Below are 22,770 nucleotides of genomic sequence, written 5' to 3'. Positions count from 1 at the left end.
AGAAAGTGAGGCTAGGAAAGGTTGCCGCTTTGTCGGCAGTTGTTTCGATTTGTTCGGGGTGCGCGTTTCAGTCTCAGGCGGTGAAGATACATCCGGACGTGAAGTCTTCGGCCACGATCAATGGTGGTGGCAAGGGGGTTCAACTATCGGTTCGCGATGAGAGGCCTTCCAAAGTAATCGGTCAGCGCGGCGTCGGAGGTGCAGGTGCCGATATGACAGTGGAAGGCGACCTAGTTAACATCGTCTCGGGAGCCGTCCTGTCGGGTTTGAGTCAGCGCAATTTTTCTGCGTCCAATACAGGCGACGGGGCAGCCCAACTTCGAGTGGAAATCCGTAATCTGAGTTCGAAGAACATCATGGGATTCTGGTCGGGTACCTTGCGTGACGAGTTTTCCTTGAAGGGAGCTTGCAAATCAAGCAAGGGGACCGACTACGAGGAAATGTATAACGGCGTATTTGAAACCAGTCTTCAGGTGGTGCCGACGGGCGAAGCGAACGACAAGTATGTCTCGCAGGCAGTTGCAGATTCCGTCAACAAGCTGGTCAGCGACGACAAGATGCTACGCTGTCTCGCAGAATAGCGAGAGATTTTGAGGGGCGCATTGCCTTGCCAAGATTGGGGTGAGCGGGTGCAAGCCCGATAAAAATGGGCGCGGCGAGAAGCATATAGCCGTGCCTATTTTTTTCAGTGCGGCCGGCGCGAACCAATCGCAGCCACCACAGATCCGGTCACAATCGCGACCGCAAGCGCCGCCCAGTCGTCGATGCGCAAATTCGCCCAGGCGACGCTGCTGGTGAGATCAAAGCCAGCCTTGAACAAGGCTTCGCGCAACGGCATGCCGAGCGAATCGGCGATGCGCACGGCGCCGAACAGGTATTGCGCGTAAACGAAGGCGATCAGGATCGCGAATACGGTGCAGACAATCGCGGCGACGCCGCGATAACCCTGCCAGCGCGAGAACGCGGCGAGGGCGACGCCGATCGCCACGATCCCGTACGTCGCGAACCACGGCAGCGGCAATGAAACGAAGCACCATGCAACGCCGCCAGCGAGGCCACCGAGCAGGGCCGAGACAAGGATGGCGAATGCGCTTGGCGAGGCGGTGGGGTTCGGGCGGACAGTGGGTTGGATTTCCGGCATGACGGGCTTCGTTCTGAGGTCGCGCGCATTATCTCAGCGAACACCGCGGCGCGGGTGCGCGGCGAAACCGGCGTCCGGTCACGCTATTTGCAAAGCATTGCTGTGACGCGAATGTAAACGTTTTCATGGTTGGGATTAGCTGTTAACCTAGCCGCCATCGCGGTCGCCGAGTGCCGGCTGGCGAGCACATCCATAATCAGAATTCCGGGGAGGTATCCATGCACCGTTCCAAGTTGAAGTCGCGTCTGTTGTTCCTCGCGCTGGCCGCTGTGTCGCCGGCCTTGTTCGCGCAGACTGTTGAGATCGACGCCGCGGCAAAGGCGCGGCCGTTCCCGCATTTCTGGGAGGCGAGCTTCGGTTCGGGCCGCGCGAACCTCGCCCTGCGCGACGCCTATCGCCGCGATCTCGAGGAAGTGAAGGCGATCACTGACACGAAGTACGTGCGCTTCCACGGCATCTTCCACGACGAGAACGGCGTCTACGACGAAGACGCGCAGGGCAACGCGGTTTACAACTGGTCTTACGTCGACGAAATCTACGACGGCCTGCTCGCGCGCGGCGTGAAGCCCTTCGTCGAACTTTCGTTTATGCCGAAGAAGCTCGCCAGCGCCGAGTTCTGGCATCCGTTCTGGTACCGGCCGAACATCTCCGAGCCGAAGGACTACGCGAAGTGGGATGCGTTCATGGTCGCGTTCGCCAAGCATCTGATCGAGCGCTACGGCATCGACGAGGTCGCGAGCTGGTACTTCGAAGTCTGGAACGAGCCGAATATCGGCTTCTGGGCCGGGTTCCCGCCGCAGAAGACTTACTGGAATCTATACGACCACACCGCGCTCGCACTCAAGTCGGTCGACAAGCGCCTGCGCGTCGGCGGTCCGTCGACCGCGCAGGCGGCGTGGGTCGCCGAGTTCATCAAGCATTGCAAGGAAAAGAATATCCCGTTCGATTTCGCCTCGACCCATGTCTACGGCAACGACACCGCGGACAACGTGTTCGGCACGAACGAAGCGATTCCGCGCAGTAAGATGGTCTGCCGGGCGGTGAAGAAGGTGCACGACGAGATCAAGAAATCGGCGGCGCCGAATACGCCGCTGATCTGGAGCGAGTTCAACGCAGCCTACGACAATACGCCGCCGGTGACCGACTCGACCTACATGGGCCCGTGGATGGCGTCGACGATCGCGCAGTGCGACGGCCTCGTCGACATCATGTCGTACTGGTCGTTCTCGGACGTGTTCGAAGAGCAGGGCGTGGTGAAGACGCCGCTCTACGGCGGCTTCGGCCTGATTGCTGCACACAACCTGCCCAAGCCCGCATTCAACGCGTTCAAGCTGCTGCACAAGCTCGGGGACGAGCGCATTCCGCTGCAGTCCGAGCAGGTACTCGCGACGCGCAGCAAGGACGGCACACTCATCGTCGCCGCGTGGAACTACGCACCGAGCGGGCTCGATCAGGACGCTGATAAAGCCGACAAAGCGAAGAGCGAACCGATCACGTTGACCCTCAAGCTCAAGAACTCAAAAGCGCAGACCGCGCAGGTTTCGCGAGTCGACCGCGATCACGGCGACCTCAGGCCGGCCTACGAGAAGATGGGTTCGCCGCGCAATCCGACCCAGGCGCAAATCAAAGCGCTGCGCGAAGCCGCGATGTTGCCGGCGCCCGAGTCGGTGGCGATCAAGGATGGGACGTTGACGATCACCTTGCCTCCGCAGGGTTTGGCGCTCGTCGAAGTTAAATGACTTGGCGGGGCGCGATTCGTCGCGCCCAGTTTTTCGCTCTTTTGGTCGTCATTCCTGCGAAAGCAGGGCTTTCAACAGCCGTAGGGCTGGTCATCCAGCTCTCGCCTCTGCTCGTCATTCCTGCGGAAGCAGGAATCCAGCTCGTGCTCTTGCTTGTCATTCCCGCGTGCTTCTAGCGGGAATCCAGCGCCTTTGCTTTTGATTGTGTTGATTTAAGAGCAAGGCTTCCACTCGTCCTTTGGACGAGCGGGTCACTTTCTTGTCAGCAGCGACAAGAAAGTAACCAAAGAAACGCCGCCCCGGGAGCCGCGCCCTTCGCGCTACGCGCTACGGGTGCGCGAGGTCATGCCGGGGTTCGCTCGATGGACATCCATGTCCATTCGCGAACTCGCGCGCATCCTGCGCGCGACCCTAACGGGCGAATCCGTCCTGCCCTCGCCGCGGCTGACGGGGACCCGAGATCAAAAGACAAATCAAGAGAAAAAAGACAGAGCCGAGCGCGGAGAGTCTGCTTCTCGCTTTGCTTTGGCGCGCACGATGCGCGCTGCTCTGCTTCACCGGGTCCCCATTACATTGCGGCGGCAGCGGACGATAAGGCCCGCTAGGGTCGGCGCGATGGATCGCGCCGATTTCGCTATTGCACACGGATGTGCAATTAGCGGAACCCGGCCGTTGTCGCGGACCCTATGGGCAGGATGCCCATAGGGCGCAATGTTCTGGGGCGTGTCTCTTTGCTTACTTTCTCTGCACGAGCAGAGAAAGTAAGCCGCTCGTCCGTAGGACGAGTGGAAGCTCCGCTCTACAAAAAAACAGCAGGGAGCCGAGCCATCAAGACCTAGGCTTCGTCATCTGCCACTTCAGATGCGCACGCACGGTAGGCCACTCCGCCGCGATGATGCTGTAGACGCAAGTGTCGCGCAAAGCACCGTCGGCAAGGCGCCAGTGGCTGCGCAGAATGCCGTCGAGTTTGGCGCCGAGGCGTTCGATCGCGGTGCGGCTCTGGCGGTTGATGTGGTGCGTACGGAATTCGACGGCGATGCAATCGAGGGTCTCGAACGCATGCCGCAGCATGAGGTATTTGCACTCGGTGTTGACGCCGGTGCGCTGTGCGCTCTGCGCATACCAGGTGCTGCCGATCTCGACGCGCTTGTTGTCGGCGTCGATGTTCATGTAGCTCGTCGCGCCGACGATCTTGTTGTGCGCGTTGTCGATGATGACGAAGGGCAGCATGCTGCCGCGCTCGCGCAGGCCGAGGCGGCGTTCGATGTCGGCACGCATCGTTTCGGGCGACGGTACCCTGGTGTACCAGAGTTTCCACAGCTCGCCGTCGCGGACGACATCGACGAGCGCGTCGTGATGTTCCATCGACAGTGGTGCGACGATGGCGCGTTCGCCTTGAAGGGTGACGGCTGCGGGCCAGCTCATCGTGCGGCTCCCGCGGTGCCGGTCGGATTGGATCGGCGCAGGTCATCGACGCCTTCCGGTGACAACCAAAGCACGGTGTTGAGGAAATGATCGATGCAGGCCAGCACCGCTTCGCGCGGGCCTTTGCGCCAGGCATCGGAACCGTAGAACGCATCCTGCTGGGCATTGAGATCGGCCAGATCGGCGTAGGCGCGAATCAAATAATAAGTGTCCGCTTCGTGCGCGGAGGCGCCGCAGGCGACCACGTCCATGCCGGCTGTGCGCAGCATCGGCAGCGCGGTGCCGACGATAAGGCGGTCGAACTCGGCCGCCGCGCCGGGCTTGAGTTTGTAGGAGCGAACTTCGATCAAACGTTTCCCGGCAGAGGTCGGCATGCGGATTTCCCTTAAAGCGGCAGATGATATTCGTAGTAGTCGGTCTCGCGCTTCCAGCCGAGCGATTCGTAGAGCTTCTGCGCGACGATGTTGTTGACGGCCGTGCTGAGCGACAGGTTTGCCGCGCCGATAGAGCGCGCAAACTCCGCTGCCGCGGTCAGCAGGCTCGCGCCGACGCCGCACGCGCGTGTCGCCGGCATCACGTAGAGGTCGTTTAGCAGATAGGTGCGCACGCAGCGCACCGAGCTGAACAGCGGATAGAGTTGGGTGAAGCCGAGTGCCGCGCCATCTTGATCCACGGCGAGGAAAATCACCGACTCCGCGTGGGCGAAACGCTCGTGCAGAAAGCGCCGTGCACGATCGGGGTCGCTGGCCTGCTTGTAGAACTGGCGGTAGGCGTCGAACAGCGGCACGATCGCATCGAGATCGTGCACGCCGGCCTGATGGACACGGTAGGTCATGGTATTCATCCGTGCGTGCGCTCCGTCTCGATCCGTGCGAGCAGCCATTGCAGGCCGGCGAGATGTTGCTGGTCGTGGCTGCACAAGAGATGCACGAGGCCGCGCACGTTGACGGCGCCGAGATCCTCGAACACTGTGGGTCGTAAGTACTCGCTCACGCCGAACGTCGAGAGCAGATCGAGCGTCTTGGCGCGCGCGGCGTGAAACGCGGCGAACACGTCCGTCGCATCGGCCTGCACGTAGCCGCGCTCGCGTGCAAGACGATAGCCGTCGAGGTTGGCAAGGAACGGATTGGTTTCGTCGAGCGCGCGCCGAAAGCGCTCGTGATAGCCGTCGATCTCGACGTCGCGTACGTGACAGATCTGCTCGATCGGCGTGAATTTCTCGCTCGGCACGCCGTCCCACGACGGGGGCGCCCAGTTTTCGTAGCCGGCGGGAATGGCTTCGTAGAACGCTTGCAGACGCTCGGGGAACGCTTGCAGCGCATGCAGAGTTGTCGTGTTCAAGACTCTTTCCTCGCGGCTCGTGATTTTGATTCAACGCTGGGAATCACGCGGGCCTCGCGCTTCGACCAAGTCGGCAATTGCCGTCGCGCCGTCACCGCCGCGTCGGCGCAGGCCGTCGACGACGCCGCTGCGGTTCGCTTCGGGATGGTTCTGGCTGACCTTCCATTTTCCTTCGAGCTTCACGATCTCGAACTCGATACCGACGATGCCGCGCAGCATCGTCTCGATATATTCGGGCGGTGCATCGGCGATCTTCCACGGCAACGCCTCGCGCGATTCATTGTCGGTGACGAGTTGTTCGAGATGCGCACGCAACCATTGCGGCTCGTCGATCGCGCGCAAGCGTCCGTGCGCATGCACGGTCACGTAGTTCCAGGTCGGAACGACTTTGCCGCCGTCGCGCTTGGTCGCGTACCAGGACGGTGTGATGTAGGCATCGGGTCCGTGAAAGATCGCCAGTGCATCGATGCCGTCACCGCCTTCGCGCCAAAGCGAGTTCGCACGCGCGACATGGCATTGCAGGGCGCCGTAAGAGCCCTGCGTCGTGTCGAGATGAGTCGGCAAGTGATGTGCTTCGAGTCCACCGCTGCCGGCGATCACCACGGTTGCGAGCGGGCTCGCGCGCATCAGCCGGTGCATCTCGTCGATGCGGGACTCGGCAAAGGAGGCCGGGATAAGCATGGGACTTCTCTGGGCTGGATGATTTCTGGGCCGGGCATTCCGGCATCCGATCCGACTCAGTGTGGGATTGGACAATGGCCCTATCCAGTGCCACAATTTACAACAATTGTGGAGCCAATGATGTACCTGGAACTCGATGGGCAGGGTCCGCGCTACGCTCAACTGACGCGCGGTCTGAAGCAGGCGATCCTGAGCGGCCGCGTCGCCGCGCATTCGCGCCTGCCGGCGACGCGCGTGCTCGCACGCGATCTCGACCTGTCGCGCAATACCGTACTCGCGGCCTATGAACAGCTTGCCGCCGAAGGCTTTATCGAAGGCCGCGTCGGCTCGGGCTGCTACGTCGCGGCGATCGGTGCGATGCAGGCGCCACAGGCGGCGAAGACGCTCCCACGCAGCGGCGCCGCGCGCGTACCGCTGTCGCGGCGCGGCGAGCGCATCCGTGAACTCTGGGACCGGCGCATTCCCGGCCGCGAACACATCGGTCTGCGCTACAACCTGCAGTACGGCATGCCGATGACCAATCCGCAGCTTGCCAGCGCGTGGCGGCGTGAGCTGGCGCATGCGGCGGCTCACGCGCAGACCGACTACCCCGAGCCGCAGGGCCTGCTCGCGCTGCGCGAACAGATTTGCGACTACCTCGCGCGCCGCCGCGGCATTCTCGCCGCTCCCGACGACGTGTTGATCGTCAGCGGTGCGCAGCAGGCGTTCACGCTCGCAGCGGAATTGTTGCTCGACGAAGGCGACCGCGTCCTGCTCGAAGATCCGCACTATCAGGGTGAGCGCCAGATCATGCAGGCCTCGGGCGCCGAGATCGTCGGCTGCCGCGTCGACGAGAACGGCATCGTCACCGCCGACCTGCCGACCCAGGGACGCACGAAGCTCGCCCTCGTCACCCCTTCGCATCAATTTCCGAGCGGCGCGGTGCTGAGCCTTTCGCGGCGCATGGAACTGCTCGCCTGGGCGGCGAAGACCGGCTGCTGGATCATCGAGGACGACTACGACGGCGAATTCCGCTACGACGCGCGCCCGCTCGCCGCGCTCAAGTCACTCGACCGCGACAGCCGTGTGCTCTACTTCGGCACGTTTTCCAAGGTGCTGTTCCCTTCGCTGCGCCTGGGCTACATCGTGCTGCCGCCGAGCCTGCGCGACTCCTTCATCGGCGCCAAGTGGCTGACCGATCGCGGCTGCCCGGCGATCGAACAGGCCGCACTCGCGCGGCTCATGGCCGACGGTGCATTTGAACGCCATCTGCGCGCCGCGGCGAAATCGCTCAAGGCGCGGCGCGCAACCCTGCTCGCGGCGCTGCGCAAATACGCGGGCGACGAAGTCGAAGTCGCCGATTCGAGCGCCGGCATGCACGTCCTCGCCTGGCTCACGCGCCTGAAACCCACGCAGGCGCGCCAACTCGTTTCGCGCGCGAGCGAACGCGGGCTCGGGCTCTATCTGATTGCGCCGTATTTCTTGAAGTCGTCGGCGCGGCCCGGCCTGCTGCTCGGCTTCGCCGATCTGCCGGCGGCGGATTTGCAGGCGGCGATGCGCATATTGGGGGAATGTCTTAGGGAGATGTGACGGGTGTTTTTCGCTTGGCTTTGAGCCATTGCGTTGTTGGCTTTCTTTCAATGTTTGGAAGGTTGGCTGCTCTTGCTCTTCGCTCGTCATTCCCGCGTGCTCTTGGCGGGAATCCAGCGACTTTTCTTTGGTTCTTTTGTGTTTTAGGAGCAGAGCTTCCACTCGCCCTGCGGGCGAGCGGGTAACTTTCTTTGCTTGTGCAAAGAAAGTCACCAAAGAAACACCCCCCAGAACATTGCGCCCTACGCGCATCCTGCGCTCCGGGTTCGCGTCAGCGGCCGGGTTCCGCTAATTGCACATCCGTGTGCAATAGCGGAATCGGCGCGATCCATCGCGCCGACCCTGCGGGCCTTATCGACCGCTGCCGCCGCAATGTAATGGGGACCCTGAGAAGCAGGGCAGCGCGCATCGTGCGCGCCCAAGCAACAACCACCTTCGTAGGCAGTGGCTTTTGCTCTGTCTTTTGATCTCGGGTCCCCGTCAGCCGCGGCGAGGGCATGACGGATAAGCCCTTCAGGGTCGCGCGCAGGATGCGCGCGAGTTCGCGAATGGACACGGACGTCCATCGAGCGAACCCCGGCATGCCATCGCGAACCCGTAGCGCGTAGCGCGAAGGGCGCGGCTCCCGGGGGGCATTTCTTTGGTTACTTTCTTGTCGCTGTAGACAAGAAAGTGACCCGCTCGGCCGTAGGACGAGTGGAAGCTCTGCTCTTAAACCAACACAACAAAAGCAAAGTCGCTGGATTCCCGCCAGGAGCACGCGGGAATGACGAGCAAAAGCAGGGCGCACTGCGCCCGGACCAGCCATCGGGCGACTTGCATTCCCCCATCAAGCACACACATCTCAACCGAACCCAAAGAACCTGCGATAATTCGCAATTCCACGAGACAGCAACCACGCCATGGGCGGCTACAGCAACACTTCCGAACCGATCGTCTTCGAGCGCGACTGCAATGCGGTCATGGTGCCGCAGGGGCAGACCGTGAGTCTGCCGGCCGGGCAGAACGGCTACATCACGCAGGCGCTCGGCGGCAGTTTCACCGTGTTCGTCGACGGCAATCTGTTCCGTATCGACGGCAAGGACGCCGACGCGATCGGCAAGGAGCCGCCGTCACCGATCGAACTCGCAGCCGATGCGGGCGACGAGGAAGTCGAGAAGCTGGTCTGGCAGCAGTTGCGCACCTGCTTCGATCCGGAGATTCCGGTCAATATCGTCGACCTCGGCCTCGTATACGAATGCGTGATCGAGAAGATGGAAAACGGCGAGCGCAAGGTCAAAGTCGCGATGACTCTGACCGCGCCTGGCTGCGGCATGGGCGATATTCTCGTCGATGACGTGCGCAGCAAGGTCGAGGCGATTCCGACCGTTGCCGAAGCGGACGTCGAGCTGACTTTCGACCCACCCTGGAATCACTCGATGATGTCCGATGTGGCCAAGCTCGAAACCGGGATGATGTAGCCGCCGCTTGGGCGGAACGCTTCGCGCGACGCTCGGGAGAAACCGCTACGGTACGCAAATGTGCCCTACGGCACATTTGTTTTTTCGATGAAAAGGTTTTCAGCGGACACGTCCGCCCGCGCTTCTGCGCTCGCTTCGCGCATCGGCGGCGAATCTCTCGCCAATCCGTCCGATTTTTGCGCCGCGGCAAATAAGTCGTTATCGAAACGCTTCCAGTCGCGCGGCGCGCGCGCGAATCCCGCTCTCACGCGGCTATTTTAATGCGATAGCGCGCTATTACATTGCCCGGAATAATCTAAAACGGCCTGCGGTTTTAGAAAGACTTAACGTGGCCGATGTTCTCTACGCCCACGTTTTTCATATGGGTGAAAACGTGAATTCGGCAGACGGAACGGCGCCGCAAAAACGGGCCGGGGATCAGGTAGTCGTTTCGTCCCAGTGCATTTCGACCGCAGCGACACCGAGCGTAGGGGTACGCACGGACGGGGGATTTTGCGTTCGGTAGGAAGCACGCGCCGGGCTCTCAAGGAGCAAACAGAAAAGCGAAAGACACGTCAATGGAAGCACTGTTCTTTTCTCAACTTTCTGGAGACCCCTAGATGAAGCAATTCCAATTCGCGAACGGGCGTCGTACCACGCCGCGTTCGCTCAAGTCGGGTATCGCCCTCTCCCTGCTCGCCGCGGCGCTGACCGTCGGCTGCGGAGGCACCGCCAGCGCCAACGGCATCGGTCTGATCGCCAGGGCGCCGTCGATCCAAGCACAACATCTTCCCGCGGCGGTAGCCAACGGCCAGGCCCCGCGCATGGGGCCGCTCGCAGGCTCGCAGCGGTTCAAGCTCGGCATCTCGCTGCCGACGCGCAACCAAGCGGAACTCGATCTGCTCGTGCACGATTTGTACGATCCGCAGAGTCCGCAATTTCACAAGTATCTGTCCCCCGAGCAGTTCACCGAGCGTTTCGGCCCGACTCAGGCCGACTACGACGCGGTCGCCGCCTGGGCGCAGGCCAACGGCTTCTCGATCACCGGCACCACGCCGAATCGCCGCCTGATCAGCATCGAAGGCGATGCCGACACGATCAATCGCGCGCTCAACGTGACGATGACCGAGTATCAGCATCCGAGCGAGGACCGCACCTTCTTCTCGGCCGACCGCGAGCCGACGACGAGCGGCCTCGACATTCCGCTGCTGCAGATCACCGGCCTCAACAGCTTCATCACTCCGCATCCGCATCTGCACAAGGGCAGTGCGCCCGTGGCCCATGCGGGCGGTTCGGGCCCGTCGGGCGAGTTCCTGCCGAGCGACATGCGCGCGGCCTACTACGGTTCGGGTTCGCTGACCGGCGCCGGCCAGTCGATCGGCATTCTGTCGTTCGATGGTTACCAGACCAGTGACGTGTCGCTCTACTACTCGAGCACCGGCATGTCGTCGAGCGTGCCGATCAACAACGTGCTCGTGAACGGCTATAGCGGCGCCTGCGTCTCGTTCAACTCGAACGGCACGATCAACACCAGCGTCTGCGACGACGGCGAGCAGATTCTCGACATCGTCAACGCGATCGGCATGGCGCCGGGCATCTCGCAGATTCTGTTCTACGAGGGCGACCCGTCCGACTCCTCGGCCGACACGAAGATCCTCAACCAGATGGCCACGGACAACAGCGCGAAAGTGCTGAGTTGCTCGTGGGGCTGGGGCGCGAACCAAGCGACGGACGATTCGATCTTCCAGCAGATGGCCACGCAGGGCCAGACCTTCCTCAACGCCACGGGCGACTCCGGTGCGTGGGGCAAGGGCACGAGCCAGACGATCGCGGCCGAGTATCCCTCGCAGTCGCAGTACATCCTCCAGGTCGGCGGTACCGACCTGACCACGGCGAGCGCGGGCGGTGCCTGGTCGTCGGAAACGGCGTGGGCGGACAGCGGCGGCGGTTACGTTTCGACGCAGGGTGCGCCGGCGCCGAGCTGGCAGTTGATCTCGGGCGTGATCAACTCTTCGAACAAGGGTTCGACGAGCTATCGCAACTCGCCCGACGTCGCCATGGAAGCGAACTTCGACAACCCGACCGTGAGTAACGGCCAGTTCCTCACCGGCTACGGCGGCACCAGCTTCGCCGCGCCACGCTGGGCCGGTTTCGTCGCGCTGATCAACCAGCAGTCCGTCGCCAACGGCAACGGTCCGGTCGGTTTCTTCAACGCGACCTTGTACAACCTCGGCGTCAGCTCGAACTACGCGAGCAACATGCACGACATCACCAGCGGCAGCAATCCGGCGATCAACTCGAATCAGCAGGTGATTTCCGGTGGTCCGTCGTTCAATGCCGTTGCCGGCTACGATCTCGTCACCGGCTGGGGCAGTCCGAAGGCGGCGCTGGTCAACACGCTGGCCGGCACGAGCAGCGGCGGCACGGCCGACTTCAGCCTGTCCGACTCGCCGGGCAGCCTCACGCTCAATCAGGGCGCGAGCGGCACGGCGACGGTCACGGTATCCGGCACAAACGGCTTCAGCGGCAGCGTTGCACTGTCTGCCTCGGGCCTGCCGAGCGGCGTCACCGCGGCCTTCAGCCCGACCAGCACGACGAGCGCAAGCACGCTGACCCTAACCGCGAGCAGCACCGCGGCCACCGGCACGGCGACGCTGACGATCACCGGTACCTCGGGCTCGCTGAGCCACACGACCTCGTTGAGCCTGACGGTGAATTCGTCCGGCGGCGGCACGTCGACCCAGTTGCTTGGCAACACGGGCTTCGAAACCGGCACGGCATCGCCGTGGGCCGAGACTTCGAGCGGCGGCTACGAGCTCGTCTGCAACAGCAGCTGCGGCTCCGAAAGCGCGCACACCGGGTCCTGGTTCGCTTGGCTCGACGGTTACAACAGCGCCACCGACACGTTGTCGCAGAGCGTGACGATCACTGCGGGCAAAACCAAGGCGACGCTGCAGTATTACCTGCACGTCGACACGCAGGAAACGACGACGTCGACGGCATACGACAAGCTGACCGTGGCGGTCTACAACAGCTCGGGCACACTGCTGAAGACGTTGGCGACGTATTCGAACTTGAATGCGGCCAGCGGCTATGCGGTGCATACGAACGACCTGTCCGCGTACATCGGTCAAGCCGTGACGATCAAGTTCACCGGCAAGACAGACTCGTCGCTACCGACGAACTTCGTCCTCGACGACGTCACGCTGACGGTGCAGTAAGCCGTTTTCCGAACGGATAAAAAACAAAAGGGCCGCGCAATGCGGCCCTTTTTTATTGCGCTCGCCTTCGATGGCGAGGATCGGCGAAGTGGCCGCTCCCGGCCGCTGATTTCACTTCAGTCGGCTTCGAAGCGATTGGCTTCGCGGTTCTTGCGCACGCGCAGTGGATCCCAGATGCGTCCGTTCATTGCGATGTAGACGCCGTCGGGCAAGGTCTGCAGCGCACCGACCGCGCAGCCGATGTTGAACACCGCGTCCGAACCCTGGAAGCGCGCCGGATTGAGCGCGCCGGTCAGCACGATCACTTTGTTTGGAATCGATTGCAGCACGCGTGCGGTCTCGACCATCGTATCGGTGCCGTGGGTGACGAGGATGTGCCGATGCGATTGCGCTTCGATCGTGCGTTTCACCAGGTCGCGGTCTTCCTGGGTGATGTGCAGGCTGTCCTTGCGCAGCAGCGCGATCACGTTAAAGTCGAAAGCGACGCCGAGCTGCTTGAGGATGTCGCCGATCGCCGGCGCGCCGATCTGAAAAGTCGACTTGTCGTCGAAGTATACTTTGTCGATCGTGCCGCCGGTGGTGACGATGGTCAGATGTTGAAGCATGGTGCGATCCGCGATGTAGGCCCGTGCGAAAGTTTATCAGGCGCCGAGGCGCTTTCGGCTAAACTCGCCGCAGCGCCCCAGCCAGAGCAAATCGCCATGACCGACCGCCGCCGCTTTCTCGCCGCCTCCGTTGCCGCGCTCGCAAGCGGCGCAATGAGCGGCAACGCAAGCGCGGCGTCTGCTGCGGGGTTGGGCAAGAAGCGCCCGCGCATCGTTTCCACCTGGGATTTCGGCGTCGCCGCGAATCAGGCCGCATGGCAGATATTGGCCAAGGGCGGCAGCGTGCTCGATGCGGTCGAAGCCGGCGCGCGCGTGCCCGAGGCCGACCCGAAGAATCACAGTGTCGGCCGCGCCGGCTATCCCGACCGCGACGGCCGGCTCACCCTCGACGCGAGCATCATGGACGGCAACGGCGATTGCGGCGCGGTTGCCGCGCTGGAGCACATCGCCCATCCGATCTCGGTTGCGCGCCGGGTGATGGAGAAGACGCCGCATGTATTGCTGGTCGGCGACGGCGCGTTGCAGTTCGCGGTCGAGCAGGGGTTTCCGAAAGAAGAACTGCTTGCGCCGGAATCGGAACAGGCCTGGCACGAGTGGCTGAAGAAAAGCGAATACAAGCCCTCGGCTAACAGCGAGAACAAGACTTACGGCACGCAAGCGCAGCCGGCCGGCAAACCGGGCGGCGCGAACAATCACGACACGCTCGGCCTGCTCGCGGTCGATGCGCAAGGCCGCCTTGCCGGCGCCTGCACGACCAGCGGCATGGCCTGGAAGCTGCACGGCCGCGTCGGCGACAGCCCGATCATCGGCGCGGGCCTCTACGTCGACAACGAAGTCGGCGCGGCGACCTCGACCGGCGTCGGCGAAGAAGTCATCCGCACCGCCGGCAGTTTTCTCGTCGTCGAGCTGATGCGCCAAGGCCATTCGCCGCAAGAGGCCTGCCGCTACGCCGTGCAGCGCATCGTGCGCAAGCGTATGAAGACGGCGAAGGATTTGCAGGTCGGATTTCTTGCTTTGAGCCGCAGTGGCGAGATCGGCGCTTACGCAATCCAGAAGGGATTCAGTTATGCGGTTTGCGATGCGCGCAAGCAGGATGCGCTCTATCAATCGGCGAGTAGCTTGTAGCTGCGTGAGTCGAAAGGGCGGCTTGTCTCTGCTCGTCATCCCCGCGTGCTCTTAGCGGGGATCCAGTCACTTTGCTTTCTTAAGGTTGGTTAAGAGCAAAGGCTTCCACTCGCCCTACGGCCGAGCGGGTCACTTTCTTGTCTACAGCGACAAGAAAGTAACCAAAGAAACGCCGCCCCGGGAGCCGCGCCCTTCGCGCTGCGCGCTACGGGTGCGCAAGGTCATGCCGGGGTTCGCTCGATGGACATCCCTGTCCATTCGCGAACTCGCGCGCATCCTGCGCGCGACCCTATGGGCGATTCCGTCATGCCCTCGCCGCGGCTGACGGGGACCCGGGATCAAAAGACGGATCAAGAGCTAGAGGCAGAGCGGGGCGGGCGCGACAGCTTTGATCGCTTTTTCACACTTCGCGAAAAAGCCACGTTTCTGCGAGAGTAATTCGGCGAAGCGCTGCACCGCCGCGGCACGCGCGGAGTCGTGTTCGGTGCGCAGCGCCCAGTCGGCGCGCCGCGTTTGCAGGCTAGCGCGAGGCTTCGCGCGAAGACGACGACGACCTTGCCGGTCTGCTGCTTGGCGAACAGCTTGTCCTGCAGAATCTTCTCGCCGCGGAACTTGTCGCGGCGATGCACGACGGTGACCTTCTTGGCGATGTTCGACAGATACAGCGCTTCTTCGACCACGGTGTTGCCGCCGCCGATGACAGCGACGTCCTGGTCGCGGTAGAAGAAACCGTCGCAGGTCGCGCAGGCGGAGACGCCCTGGTCCTTGAACTTCTCTTCGGGATCGAGGCCGAGATACTTCGCCGTCGCACCGGTGGCGATGATCAGGGCGTCGCAGGTGTATTCGCCATTGTCGCCGATCAGGCGGAACGGCTTCGATTTCAGGCCGGCTGTGTGAATATGGTCGAGCACGATTTCGGTATCGAAGCGCTCGGCATGCTTTTGCATGCGCTCCATGAGACCGGGGCCTTGCAACCCTTCGACGTCACCGGGCCAATTGTCGACTTCGGTCGTGGTCATGAGCTGGCCATCCTGGGCGAGCCCGGTGATCAAGACAGGCTTCAAGTTCGCGGGTGCCGCGTAGATCGCGGCGGTGTAGCCGGCGGGGCCCGAGCCGAGGATGATCAGGCGGCTATGCTACGGTTTCATCGTCTACTTTCATGCGGTAGTGAGGGCGCAACGCAGTGTTAATATCTGCGGCGGCAGGCAGGCCAGGCTGTCGCATAGCTGCACGCGTAGGGATGCGTGCAGGACATCGAGATTGCCGCGTGCGGAAAATCGGATTACGGCCGCGCCTTGAATGTGTTCTTCGGAAGGTTGCGATATCTGCAGATCTTCGATCAGCTCGAAGCCTTCGCCGATCTTGAGCGAAAGCGGCAGGCCATCCGTGGCTCCCGGCGCATAGGCATGGAAACCGGTGGGAATATCGAGCAGCAGAATCGCGTTGATCCGGTTTTCGTAGCGTGCGGCGGTCAGTATTGCCTTGGGTTCGGGTACCCGCGGTGCTGCCCGCGGCAGCAAGGGCTGTGGCGGATCGAGCGTCGACGCCCAGCGGTATCCGCCCCAATCGGTGAAATACAGATAGCGGTAATGTTCGGCCAGCCACACCCGCTCCCGATCGACATCGTCGAGCGAACGGCCGGTGTAGCGCAGCCATAACGAGGACGCTGCGCCGTCCGGTCGGCTCAAGCAGGCATCGAGCATGGCGATGGTGTGGTTGCCGAGGCCCAACTGCTGCGCTTCGCGGTCGACGAACCAGCCATCGCCTTCGTTGCGTAGAAAGGGCTCGTTTGCACGGAACCAGGCCACGCGCTGCGCGCGCTCGCCGAACATCGCTTCGGGAATCTCGCCGACGAACAGATTCTGCAGAAATTCCATCTGCATGGCGTCGCTGAATTCGCGTGGCAGGCCTATGCCGCGCCATCCTTCCATCGCGATCAGCATCATGAGGATCGCTCGCGGTGAGGTCGTGCGGAATTCGCGCACGGGATCGCCGCCGAATCTGCGAATGTAGCGCAGGCAGTTCGCAAGGAGCATCCTGCCCTCATCGGTGTAGTCGTCCGGCGAACCGGCGAATCCCCACTGTAGGAAACGTCCTTGGCGCGCGATTGCGAAGTGTTCCTGGGTCTTTTCGTTGAATCCCCCGGCAAGGATTTCGCACTCGGGCGAATCGAGAAAGCCGAAGCCCGCCGTCACGTATCCTGGTTTGCCGATCGGATCGCGCAGAACGCGCAGGGTCGAGACCGCGTCGGGGACGTCGAGTATCGAGGAATACGCGCGGAAATTCGCTGGCGGTGCTTTCTCGGCCAGACAGCCGGCCAGACCACTGAAGACCGGATGCGCAGCATTCCAGACGATGGCGTCTCCGCCGAGACACATGCAGCCGTAGTTCCTGCCTAACTTCAGATGCAGACTGTCGCCGACTTTCGCGCCGAAAGTGCCGACCAGCACAGTCGGCGCAGCCAAGCGTTCCAGCGACAGGCCGGGCGGCGCTTCATGTTGCCAGCCGGCATCGACGACGAGCAGATTCACGTCGTCGAGAACGGCCCTCGGCAGAAGATCGACATCGATGAAGGTGACGCTGCCGAAGCCGTCGAGAAAACGCAGGTAAGAATCGGTGTGGGGTGTGCCGGCTTCTCCGGCATAGACAATGCGCATGCAAGCTCCTTTGATCAGATGCCGGCCAATTCTTCTTCGCCGAGTACGATGACCTCGCCGATGCCGAGCGCGCGCAGCGGCTGCTCGATCTTGGACAGATCACCGACCACGACCCAGGTGCAGGTCTCGGGCTCGAGCAGCGCTTTTGCTGCAGCGGTTACCTCCGCGTCGGTCAAGGCGTCGAGGCGATCCTTCAAGTGCACTGCATGGTCGTCGGTGCGTCCATAGAGATGATTGCTCGACAGTGTGCTGAGCACGGCGCCGGAGGTTTCATAGCTGCCCGGCAGGGTGCGTATTTGCTGCAGGCGCAGCTTGTCGATTTCTTCCTGAGTCGGCGGACGGTGGCTACTGACCGCGTGCAGCTCGTTCGAGATTTCGCGTATGGCTTCCGCGGTACGGTCGGTCTGTACGGGGGCCGAGATCACCAAGGGTCTCTGTCCAAGAGCGTCCGCCAGCATGCCGCGTACACCGTAAGTCCAGCGCTTGTCTTCGCGCAGGTTCATGTTGAGTCGCGAGGTGAACGTCCCTGCGAACACGCCGTGGGCGATCTGTGTGGCGAGACAGTCCGGCGACGAGGTTGGTGTCGCCAACGCACCGACGGCAATCTGCGATTGGATCGCATCGGCGCGATGGATCAGGAATACCCGAGGCCGCGACGGCGGAGCGACCGCAGCGAAGACGTCCGGATGTGCGACGGCGCTGGTCGCCATCCAATCGCCGAATGTGTTGTCGAGCAGGGTGACGATCGTTTCCGGAGCCGTCGCACCGACGACGAAGATCGTGGCATTGTCGGGGCGTACGACTTCGCGGTGAAAATAAAAAAGATCGGCAGAGGTCAACGATCCTATCGACTGCTCGGTGCCGATCCCCGAAAACGGTGCGCCGTACGGATGTTCTTCGCCGTACAGAAGCTGCGGCAGGACGCGATTGACCATAGCCGCCGGACTGCTGCGTTCCTGGCGGATCGCGGCGAGCTTTTGCGCGCGCAGACGTTCCAGATCGTCGGCGCGAAACGCCGGGTTGCGGACGACGTCGGCGAGCAACTGCAACGCTCCCGCCAGTCCCGAATTCAATGCGTTGATGCCGACTGTGCCGATGTCGAGACCGGATGAGACGGAAAGCGAGGCGCCCAGGCGTTGCAGCCGTTTCGCGATTTCGACGGAATCGCAGTCCTGCGTGCCTTCTTCGAGCATCGACATCGCCAGCGCGGTAAGGCCTGAACGGCGGCCGCGGCCGGCAAATACGGTCGTGTCGAACTGGACCAATACCTGTGTCGCCGGGATGGCGTGGCGCTCGGCGATCACGACTTCGATGCCGTTTTTCAGTCGCGCGCGTTGTACGCAAGGAAAACTCAGGCGTGGGAATTGGTCGACCGAGGGAACGCCGCGGAGGCGATCGATCGTGCTGTCCGTGACAGTGTACTTCTTCTGCGCAGCGGACGGCGACGGCACCGGCTTGTCGGCGGCGGCGGGCAGACCCGGCGCCGCACGATTGGCGATGGCGGCATCCACACCGGGTTCGAGCGGCCGCACCAGCAATGTATGGTCGCCGTGCGCCAGCCAGCGCCGCGCCGCGGCGCGCACACTCGCGGGCGTCGCCGCCTGCAGCCGTTCGAGATCGGTGCGGTAGGCAGCGGGGTCGTCGCGATAGACCTGGCCTTCGGCGAGCACCGCGGCCTTGCCGCCGAGGCCGCCGACTTTCTCCAGGCCGCGTACGAACGTGGCCTGCAGTGAGGTCTTCGCCCGTAGCACTTCGTCCTCGGTCGGCCCTGTGATGAGAAAGCTCTCCCATTCCTCCGCAACAGCGCGTTCGACTGCTGTCGGATCAGCGCCGCTGCGGATGTCCGCGCTGAGGACGAACATACTCGCCAGTTCCAGTGCCAACAGGCCGGCAGAGACCGTGTCCGCGAGACGGTCGCGATAGACGAGACGCTGGACGAGGCGCGACGTCGCACCGCCGCCGAGCACGGTCGCGGCAAGTTCCAGTAGCGGTACGTCTTCATTCGCCACGCCCGGTGCATTCCATTCGCGCATCAGGCGGATCTGCGCCACGTGGTCGTAGATCTCGCCGCGCGTCGATTGCGTGCGCGCCGCCGGCCACGGTGCGGGACGCACGATCGGTGGACCTGAAGGGATGTCGCCGAAATAGGCTTGCGCTTTTTCCCTGGCGATTTCCGGCGTGATGTCGCCGGCCAGCACCAGGGTCGTGTTGGCCGCACCGTAATAGGTGCGGAACCACTGGTGCACGTCGTCGAGTGACGCCGCGTCGAGATCGTTCATCGAGCCGATGGTCGTGTGCTGGTATGGATGATTCGCCGGAAACGCATCGAGCTGGATGCGCTCCCAGACGCGCCCGTACGGCTGGTTCTCGTTCTGACGCTTTTCGTTCTGCACGACGCCGCGCTGCGTGTCGAGTTCGGCCTGTCCGATTGCGCCGAGCAGATGGCCCATGCGGTCGGACTCCATCCACAGCGCCATGTCGAGCGCCGTCGTCGGCACAGTCTGGAAATAGTTGGTGCGGTCGAACCAGGTCGTGCCGTTCTGGTCGGTCGCGCCGGCCAGTTCGAACGGCTTGAAGAACACGTCTTTGTGATGTTCCGAGCCGGAGAACATCAAGTGCTCGAACAGATGGGCGAACCCAGTCTTGCCGCTCGGCTCGTACGCCGAGCCGACGTGATACCAAATCGACACGGCGACGACGGGCGCCTTGTGGTCTTCGTGCACGATCACGGTCAGCCCGTTGTCGAGGTGGAATTTGGAAAATGAAATAACCGGCATGTCCATCACTTCGCTCCTTGTTGTGTCGCCGCCGCCAGCGCCTGCATCAATATGCGATGCCAGCGTTCGCCGAATTCGCGCTTGAGTTTTAGCTGCTGCGCGTCGTCGGTGGGCTGCCATTGCGCCTGCAGCGCGCGCAGTGCCTTCACTTCCGCATACGCCTCGCGTGTTTCCTGACTCGCCTCCGGGTCCGAATTCCATTTTTCCCGTGCTGCAGCCATTGCTGCTTCACGCGCCGTCCATTCCTCGTTCGAACAGGCGTGCCGAATCGCAGTTTCACGCAAACCGAACCAGACGAGGCTCAGAGCACTCTGGATGGCATGGCCGAGTTCCGGCGTCCGCCAACCCACGGTGTCGGCGCCTGTCGCAACAGCCCACGACACGAAATCCTTCGTGTTATCGGGAGCGGTGGCGGCCACTGCCTCGCGCGCGGCCTTCCATAGTGCAGCAGAGGGCATATCGCCGGCCGCTTCACGCGCATGCAACGCGGCGAGACTGCGAACCGCCGGCTTGATATCGTCGGCAACGGCGCCGCCGAACGGCAGGGGGGCGTCGATCAGATCGATCAGGAATCCATGCAGGAACCTAGGCGTGACGCTTTGCAAATCGGCGCCCGGCGGAATCGCGTCCAACCACTGCAGCGGATATTCGCCGGTGGCTCCGCGCAAACTGTAGTAAGTGCTTCCGTCTTCCGCCGTCACTTCCTCGGAAATGAAGGTGTGGACGAACTCTTCGAGCAGGGCGACGTGTGCCGGAATGCCGTACGTGCCTTCATAGCGGTCCAGATCGATGCCGTGAAGCGCTGCGCCGATCAGGCTGCAGGCGCCGCTTTCGGCATCGAAGACAGGCGAAGTGTTGCCGAAGGCGCGAATCCGATCGGCAGCGGCGTGTTCGCGCACGCGGTCGATAACGCTTTTCTTGAGCGCTTCGTCGCCGTAGAACGCGCGCCAGTGTTTCGCCGGCTGTACCGGTGCGGCGGCGATGGGGGCCGCGACGTGACGATCGAGGATGGCCGTAAGGCGCGATTTGGTTTGCGCGCCGGTGATACGTTCGAGCTCCTTACCTTTATTTAGCAACAGCATGGTCGGCAGGCTGCGAACGTCGAAGCGCGTCGCGACTTCTTTGTTGTCGTCAGAGTTGATTTTCACGAACTTGATCCGACCCGCATAGATCTGCGCCAATTCGTCAAACAACGGCGCGAGCGCCTTGCAGGGACCGCACCAGGGCGCCCAGAAATCAACGAAGACGGGAAGTTCGGATTGTTCAACCTCACCGGCGAATTGGGCCTGGTCGACCTCGATAGCGTTGTTGCTCACAATCTGTGCTCCTTTGGGATGAATATAGGATCGGATGGGCGACGCCTTGAACAATCGGCGGCCCATCCGCCCTTTCTTGGCGTGGAGGAATGACTACCAGCCGTCAGCCTCACAGGTACCGATTTGCGCGGAACCGCCCACGCCCTTGGCGTACTTGCTCTTCGGGCGATCCACGCCGACACGCAGCGATTCGTCTCCCAAAGTCGTGGCCATGCGGCTGCGCGTGGTCACGAACGCATCGATAGCGCGCTTGACATAGTCGGTGCCCGTCACCGGCGCGCTCTGCTTGATTCGGTCGGCGGCATAAAGCGATTTGGCATCGCCGGCGATGCGGCGCAGATCGGCAGGAGTGAAGCCTTCGGTGGCGCGCGCCAGCAGAACGTAATCGATCGACGCATGACCGGGCAGGTCCGCGCTGATCCAACGCTGGAGGATCTGCGCACGGATGAATTCATCCGGCTCGCGCGTTTCCAACCACAGTTCAACGCGCCCGGATCGCAGGAGAGCGTCGGGGATCTTGCGCACATCCATCGCCGTCATCACCACGCAGACATTGTTCGCGGTCTCGCTCTCCAGGCCGTCGAGCAGCGACAGCAGGTAGCGCGCGAGGCCGCTGATATGCTCGATGCGGAACAGTACGTCGGCATCGTCGATGAACAGAACCGACGGAGAGTTCTTCTTGGCCTCTGCGATCACATCCTGGAGTTTCTTGAAGAACAGGGCCGGCGGTTCGGTCACGAAAGAGCCGTCGATGAGAAAGAACTTGCCTTCGATCCGGTGCGCCAGCGCCCGTCCAATACTCGTCTTGCCGGTGCCCGGCGGCCCATAGAGCAGCACGCCACGCTTCGGCTTCAGATCAAGCTGTCGCGCGATCGCATGGTTCTTCAGCGGCATCACCACATGGGTTTCCAGCTGCGCCGCGATGTGCTCGGCACCGGGCAGCGAATCGAAGCGCAAAGATTCCACTTCGCTCAGGCGCGTGTTCGAAGTGAGGATATGTCGCTCCAACTGGTCGATGAACGCCGACGTCGTAGGTGCCGGATCGGCTTCGATGAGCTTGCATACGGCGCGTAGCTGATGCCCGTTCAGTATCGGGGCATAGCGGTACACTTGCTGAAAGTCGATCCCGGCCGCCCTGGACGAGCCCAGGATATTTTCGGCAATGACCGCATAGTCGACCGCGGTGAACAATGGCATGTCCGCTACCGCAACCTCATTGCCGTAAAAGTCGCCGCCCGACTCCATCCGCATGGGCGGCTGGCCCGCAATGATCAGTCGCTTGCCCGACTTCATTACCGTATCGTAGATGTGCTTCCGCGCGACGAAACGGAAGTAGGCCATGCGTGTCGGTAGCGTCGAAAGCGAGATTGCCTGAAAATCGTCGACCAGCACCGTGTCGGCTTGCTCCAGCGCGCTGAGAATCAAGGCCCCGATCGCAGCATCCGAAGTGTCCGGCCCACGATTCGCGGTCGCCTCGGTGACGTCGCGCAGCGAGATCAACTTGCCCTGGTACTTGCGCGCAAGAGTGTCGAGGATCCTGGTGCGGCCGAGGCCGTCCACACTGGTCAAGGCCACGATCGGAGAGGCGGTGAGCAGCGTTTCCAGTTTTTCGCAAGCCCTTTGTTGGGCCGGGGTCAAGGCGTGCGCCGGCACAGCGGATGCACACGCCACACGATGATTGAATTCGATTGTAGCTTTCATAAAAAGTGTCCTGATGAGGTGGCGAATACGAGG

General features: G+C 62.5%; 17 protein-coding genes and 1 pseudogene. 6 read left to right on the top strand and 12 right to left on the bottom strand.

All coding sequences use genetic code 11. From position 1 onward, the window contains the following. The first annotated feature begins 5 nt into the window (after window positions 1-5). Window positions 6-581: a YajG family lipoprotein gene (locus tag FFS30_RS03470; protein WP_171014390.1), complete on the top strand. Its 576-nt coding sequence runs from the start codon at window positions 6-8 to the stop codon at window positions 579-581. Between the two features lie 104 nt (window positions 582-685). Here FFS30_RS03470 and FFS30_RS03465 read toward each other — a convergent pair whose 3' ends face one another. Then, window positions 686-1,141 carry a hypothetical protein gene (locus FFS30_RS03465; RefSeq protein WP_137911706.1) on the bottom strand — a complete coding sequence of 152 codons (456 nt, stop codon included), beginning with the start codon at window positions 1,139-1,141 and terminating at the stop codon, window positions 686-688. 218 nt (window positions 1,142-1,359) lie between these two features. Between FFS30_RS03465 and FFS30_RS03460 the strand changes: the two genes are divergently transcribed. Next, window positions 1,360-2,880: a glycosyl hydrolase family 39 gene (locus FFS30_RS03460; protein ID WP_137911705.1), complete on the top strand. Its 1,521-nt coding sequence runs from the start codon at window positions 1,360-1,362 to the stop codon at window positions 2,878-2,880. A gap of 828 nt (window positions 2,881-3,708) precedes the next feature. Here the strand turns inward: FFS30_RS03460 and FFS30_RS03455 are convergent. The 5 genes from FFS30_RS03455 to FFS30_RS03435 are packed head-to-tail and all read right to left on the bottom strand — an operon-like array spanning window position 3,709 to window position 6,327. Continuing rightward, window positions 3,709-4,305: a GNAT family protein gene (locus tag FFS30_RS03455; RefSeq protein WP_137911704.1), complete on the bottom strand. Its 597-nt coding sequence runs from the start codon at window positions 4,303-4,305 to the stop codon at window positions 3,709-3,711. Continuing rightward, window positions 4,302-4,679, bottom strand: a complete 378-nt coding sequence (locus FFS30_RS03450; RefSeq protein ID WP_137911703.1) for an NIPSNAP family protein — start codon at window positions 4,677-4,679, stop codon at window positions 4,302-4,304. Before FFS30_RS03450 ends, FFS30_RS03455 begins: the two co-directional genes overlap by 4 nt. Before the next feature lie 11 nt (window positions 4,680-4,690). After that, window positions 4,691-5,140, bottom strand: a complete 450-nt coding sequence (locus FFS30_RS03445; RefSeq protein ID WP_137911702.1) for a GNAT family N-acetyltransferase — start codon at window positions 5,138-5,140, stop codon at window positions 4,691-4,693. Window positions 5,141-5,145: 5 nt separating this feature from the next. After that, window positions 5,146-5,646: a DinB family protein gene (locus FFS30_RS03440; protein WP_137911701.1), complete on the bottom strand. Its 501-nt coding sequence runs from the start codon at window positions 5,644-5,646 to the stop codon at window positions 5,146-5,148. Window positions 5,647-5,676: 30 nt separating this feature from the next. Next, entirely contained in the window at window positions 5,677-6,327 is a 651-nt protein-coding gene (locus tag FFS30_RS03435) for an FMN-binding negative transcriptional regulator (protein WP_137911700.1), read from the bottom strand. Between the two features lie 120 nt (window positions 6,328-6,447). On the opposite strand from FFS30_RS03435, the gene FFS30_RS03430 reads away from it, so the two are divergent. The 3 genes from FFS30_RS03430 to FFS30_RS03420 all read left to right on the top strand — a co-directional run bounded on the left by FFS30_RS03430 (window position 6,448) and on the right by FFS30_RS03420 (window position 12,556). Continuing rightward, the gene (locus FFS30_RS03430; protein ID WP_137911699.1) at window positions 6,448-7,896 is read left to right on the top strand and encodes a PLP-dependent aminotransferase family protein; all 1,449 of its coding nucleotides are present in this window, start codon (window positions 6,448-6,450) and stop codon (window positions 7,894-7,896) included. Window positions 7,897-8,798: 902 nt separating this feature from the next. Next, window positions 8,799-9,356: a putative Fe-S cluster assembly protein SufT gene (gene sufT, locus FFS30_RS03425; protein WP_137911698.1), complete on the top strand. Its 558-nt coding sequence runs from the start codon at window positions 8,799-8,801 to the stop codon at window positions 9,354-9,356. A gap of 599 nt (window positions 9,357-9,955) precedes the next feature. Further along, window positions 9,956-12,556 (top strand): protease pro-enzyme activation domain-containing protein, encoded by a 2,601-nt coding sequence (locus FFS30_RS03420; protein ID WP_137911697.1) that lies wholly within the window; start codon window positions 9,956-9,958, stop codon window positions 12,554-12,556. Between the two features lie 116 nt (window positions 12,557-12,672). Here FFS30_RS03420 and FFS30_RS03415 read toward each other — a convergent pair whose 3' ends face one another. After that, window positions 12,673-13,161, bottom strand: a complete 489-nt coding sequence (locus FFS30_RS03415) for an asparaginase domain-containing protein (RefSeq protein WP_137911696.1) — start codon at window positions 13,159-13,161, stop codon at window positions 12,673-12,675. Window positions 13,162-13,257: 96 nt separating this feature from the next. Between FFS30_RS03415 and FFS30_RS03410 the strand changes: the two genes are divergently transcribed. Then, complete coding sequence (locus FFS30_RS03410) at window positions 13,258-14,286, top strand: N(4)-(beta-N-acetylglucosaminyl)-L-asparaginase (protein ID WP_137911695.1); 1,029 nt, start codon at window positions 13,258-13,260, stop codon at window positions 14,284-14,286. 527 nt (window positions 14,287-14,813) lie between these two features. Here the strand turns inward: FFS30_RS03410 and FFS30_RS03405 are convergent. The 5 genes and pseudogenes from FFS30_RS03405 to FFS30_RS03385 all read right to left on the bottom strand — a co-directional run. Beyond that, a pseudogene (locus FFS30_RS03405) lies at window positions 14,814-15,413 on the bottom strand (FAD-dependent oxidoreductase); the annotation flags it as partial. A 30-nt stretch (window positions 15,414-15,443) separates the two neighbouring features. Next, entirely contained in the window at window positions 15,444-16,943 is a 1,500-nt protein-coding gene (locus tag FFS30_RS03400) for a hypothetical protein (RefSeq protein WP_137911693.1), read from the bottom strand. A 14-nt stretch (window positions 16,944-16,957) separates the two neighbouring features. Continuing rightward, window positions 16,958-19,726, bottom strand: coding sequence for a pitrilysin family protein (locus FFS30_RS03395; RefSeq protein WP_249352142.1), 2,769 nt, complete (start codon window positions 19,724-19,726; stop codon window positions 16,958-16,960). Continuing rightward, a complete protein-coding gene (gene trxA / locus FFS30_RS03390) occupies window positions 19,726-21,102 on the bottom strand; it encodes a thioredoxin (protein WP_137911691.1) in 1,377 nt (458 codons plus the stop codon). Before trxA ends, FFS30_RS03395 begins: the two co-directional genes overlap by 1 nt. A gap of 27 nt (window positions 21,103-21,129) precedes the next feature. Next, complete coding sequence (locus FFS30_RS03385) at window positions 21,130-22,737, bottom strand: ATP-binding protein (protein WP_137911690.1); 1,608 nt, start codon at window positions 22,735-22,737, stop codon at window positions 21,130-21,132. Window positions 22,738-22,770: the final 33 nt, after the last annotated feature.

Origin of the sequence: Rudaea sp. 3F27F6 (assembly GCF_005503555.1) — a bacterium.
In the GTDB taxonomy this organism is placed as follows: Bacteria; Pseudomonadota; Gammaproteobacteria; order Xanthomonadales; family Rhodanobacteraceae; genus Rudaea.
Note: the sequence above shows the minus strand (reverse complement) of the source record. Positions and strands in the feature narration are given on the sequence as shown.

What these genes read in the sequence shown, in the direction of transcription:
- sufT (WP_137911698.1), top strand. Translation starts at nt 8,799, where the DNA reads ATGGGCGGCTACAGCAACACTTCCGAACCGATCGTCTTCGAGCGCGAC.
- FFS30_RS03415 (WP_137911696.1), bottom strand. Translation starts at nt 13,161, where the DNA reads ATGCTTCAACATCTGACCATCGTCACCACCGGCGGCACGATCGACAAA.
- FFS30_RS03465 (WP_137911706.1), bottom strand. Translation starts at nt 1,141, where the DNA reads ATGCCGGAAATCCAACCCACTGTCCGCCCGAACCCCACCGCCTCGCCA.
- FFS30_RS03445 (WP_137911702.1), bottom strand. Translation starts at nt 5,140, where the DNA reads ATGACCTACCGTGTCCATCAGGCCGGCGTGCACGATCTCGATGCGATC.
- FFS30_RS03395 (WP_249352142.1), bottom strand. Translation starts at nt 19,726, where the DNA reads ATGGACATGCCGGTTATTTCATTTTCCAAATTCCACCTCGACAACGGG.
- FFS30_RS03435 (WP_137911700.1), bottom strand. Translation starts at nt 6,327, where the DNA reads ATGCTTATCCCGGCCTCCTTTGCCGAGTCCCGCATCGACGAGATGCAC.
- FFS30_RS03385 (WP_137911690.1), bottom strand. Translation starts at nt 22,737, where the DNA reads ATGAAAGCTACAATCGAATTCAATCATCGTGTGGCGTGTGCATCCGCT.
- FFS30_RS03430 (WP_137911699.1), top strand. Translation starts at nt 6,448, where the DNA reads ATGTACCTGGAACTCGATGGGCAGGGTCCGCGCTACGCTCAACTGACG.
- trxA (WP_137911691.1), bottom strand. Translation starts at nt 21,102, where the DNA reads ATGGGCCGCCGATTGTTCAAGGCGTCGCCCATCCGATCCTATATTCAT.
- FFS30_RS03455 (WP_137911704.1), bottom strand. Translation starts at nt 4,305, where the DNA reads ATGAGCTGGCCCGCAGCCGTCACCCTTCAAGGCGAACGCGCCATCGTC.
- FFS30_RS03400 (WP_137911693.1), bottom strand. Translation starts at nt 16,943, where the DNA reads ATGCGCATTGTCTATGCCGGAGAAGCCGGCACACCCCACACCGATTCT.
- FFS30_RS03420 (WP_137911697.1), top strand. Translation starts at nt 9,956, where the DNA reads ATGAAGCAATTCCAATTCGCGAACGGGCGTCGTACCACGCCGCGTTCG.
- FFS30_RS03450 (WP_137911703.1), bottom strand. Translation starts at nt 4,679, where the DNA reads ATGCCGACCTCTGCCGGGAAACGTTTGATCGAAGTTCGCTCCTACAAA.
- FFS30_RS03460 (WP_137911705.1), top strand. Translation starts at nt 1,360, where the DNA reads ATGCACCGTTCCAAGTTGAAGTCGCGTCTGTTGTTCCTCGCGCTGGCC.
- FFS30_RS03410 (WP_137911695.1), top strand. Translation starts at nt 13,258, where the DNA reads ATGACCGACCGCCGCCGCTTTCTCGCCGCCTCCGTTGCCGCGCTCGCA.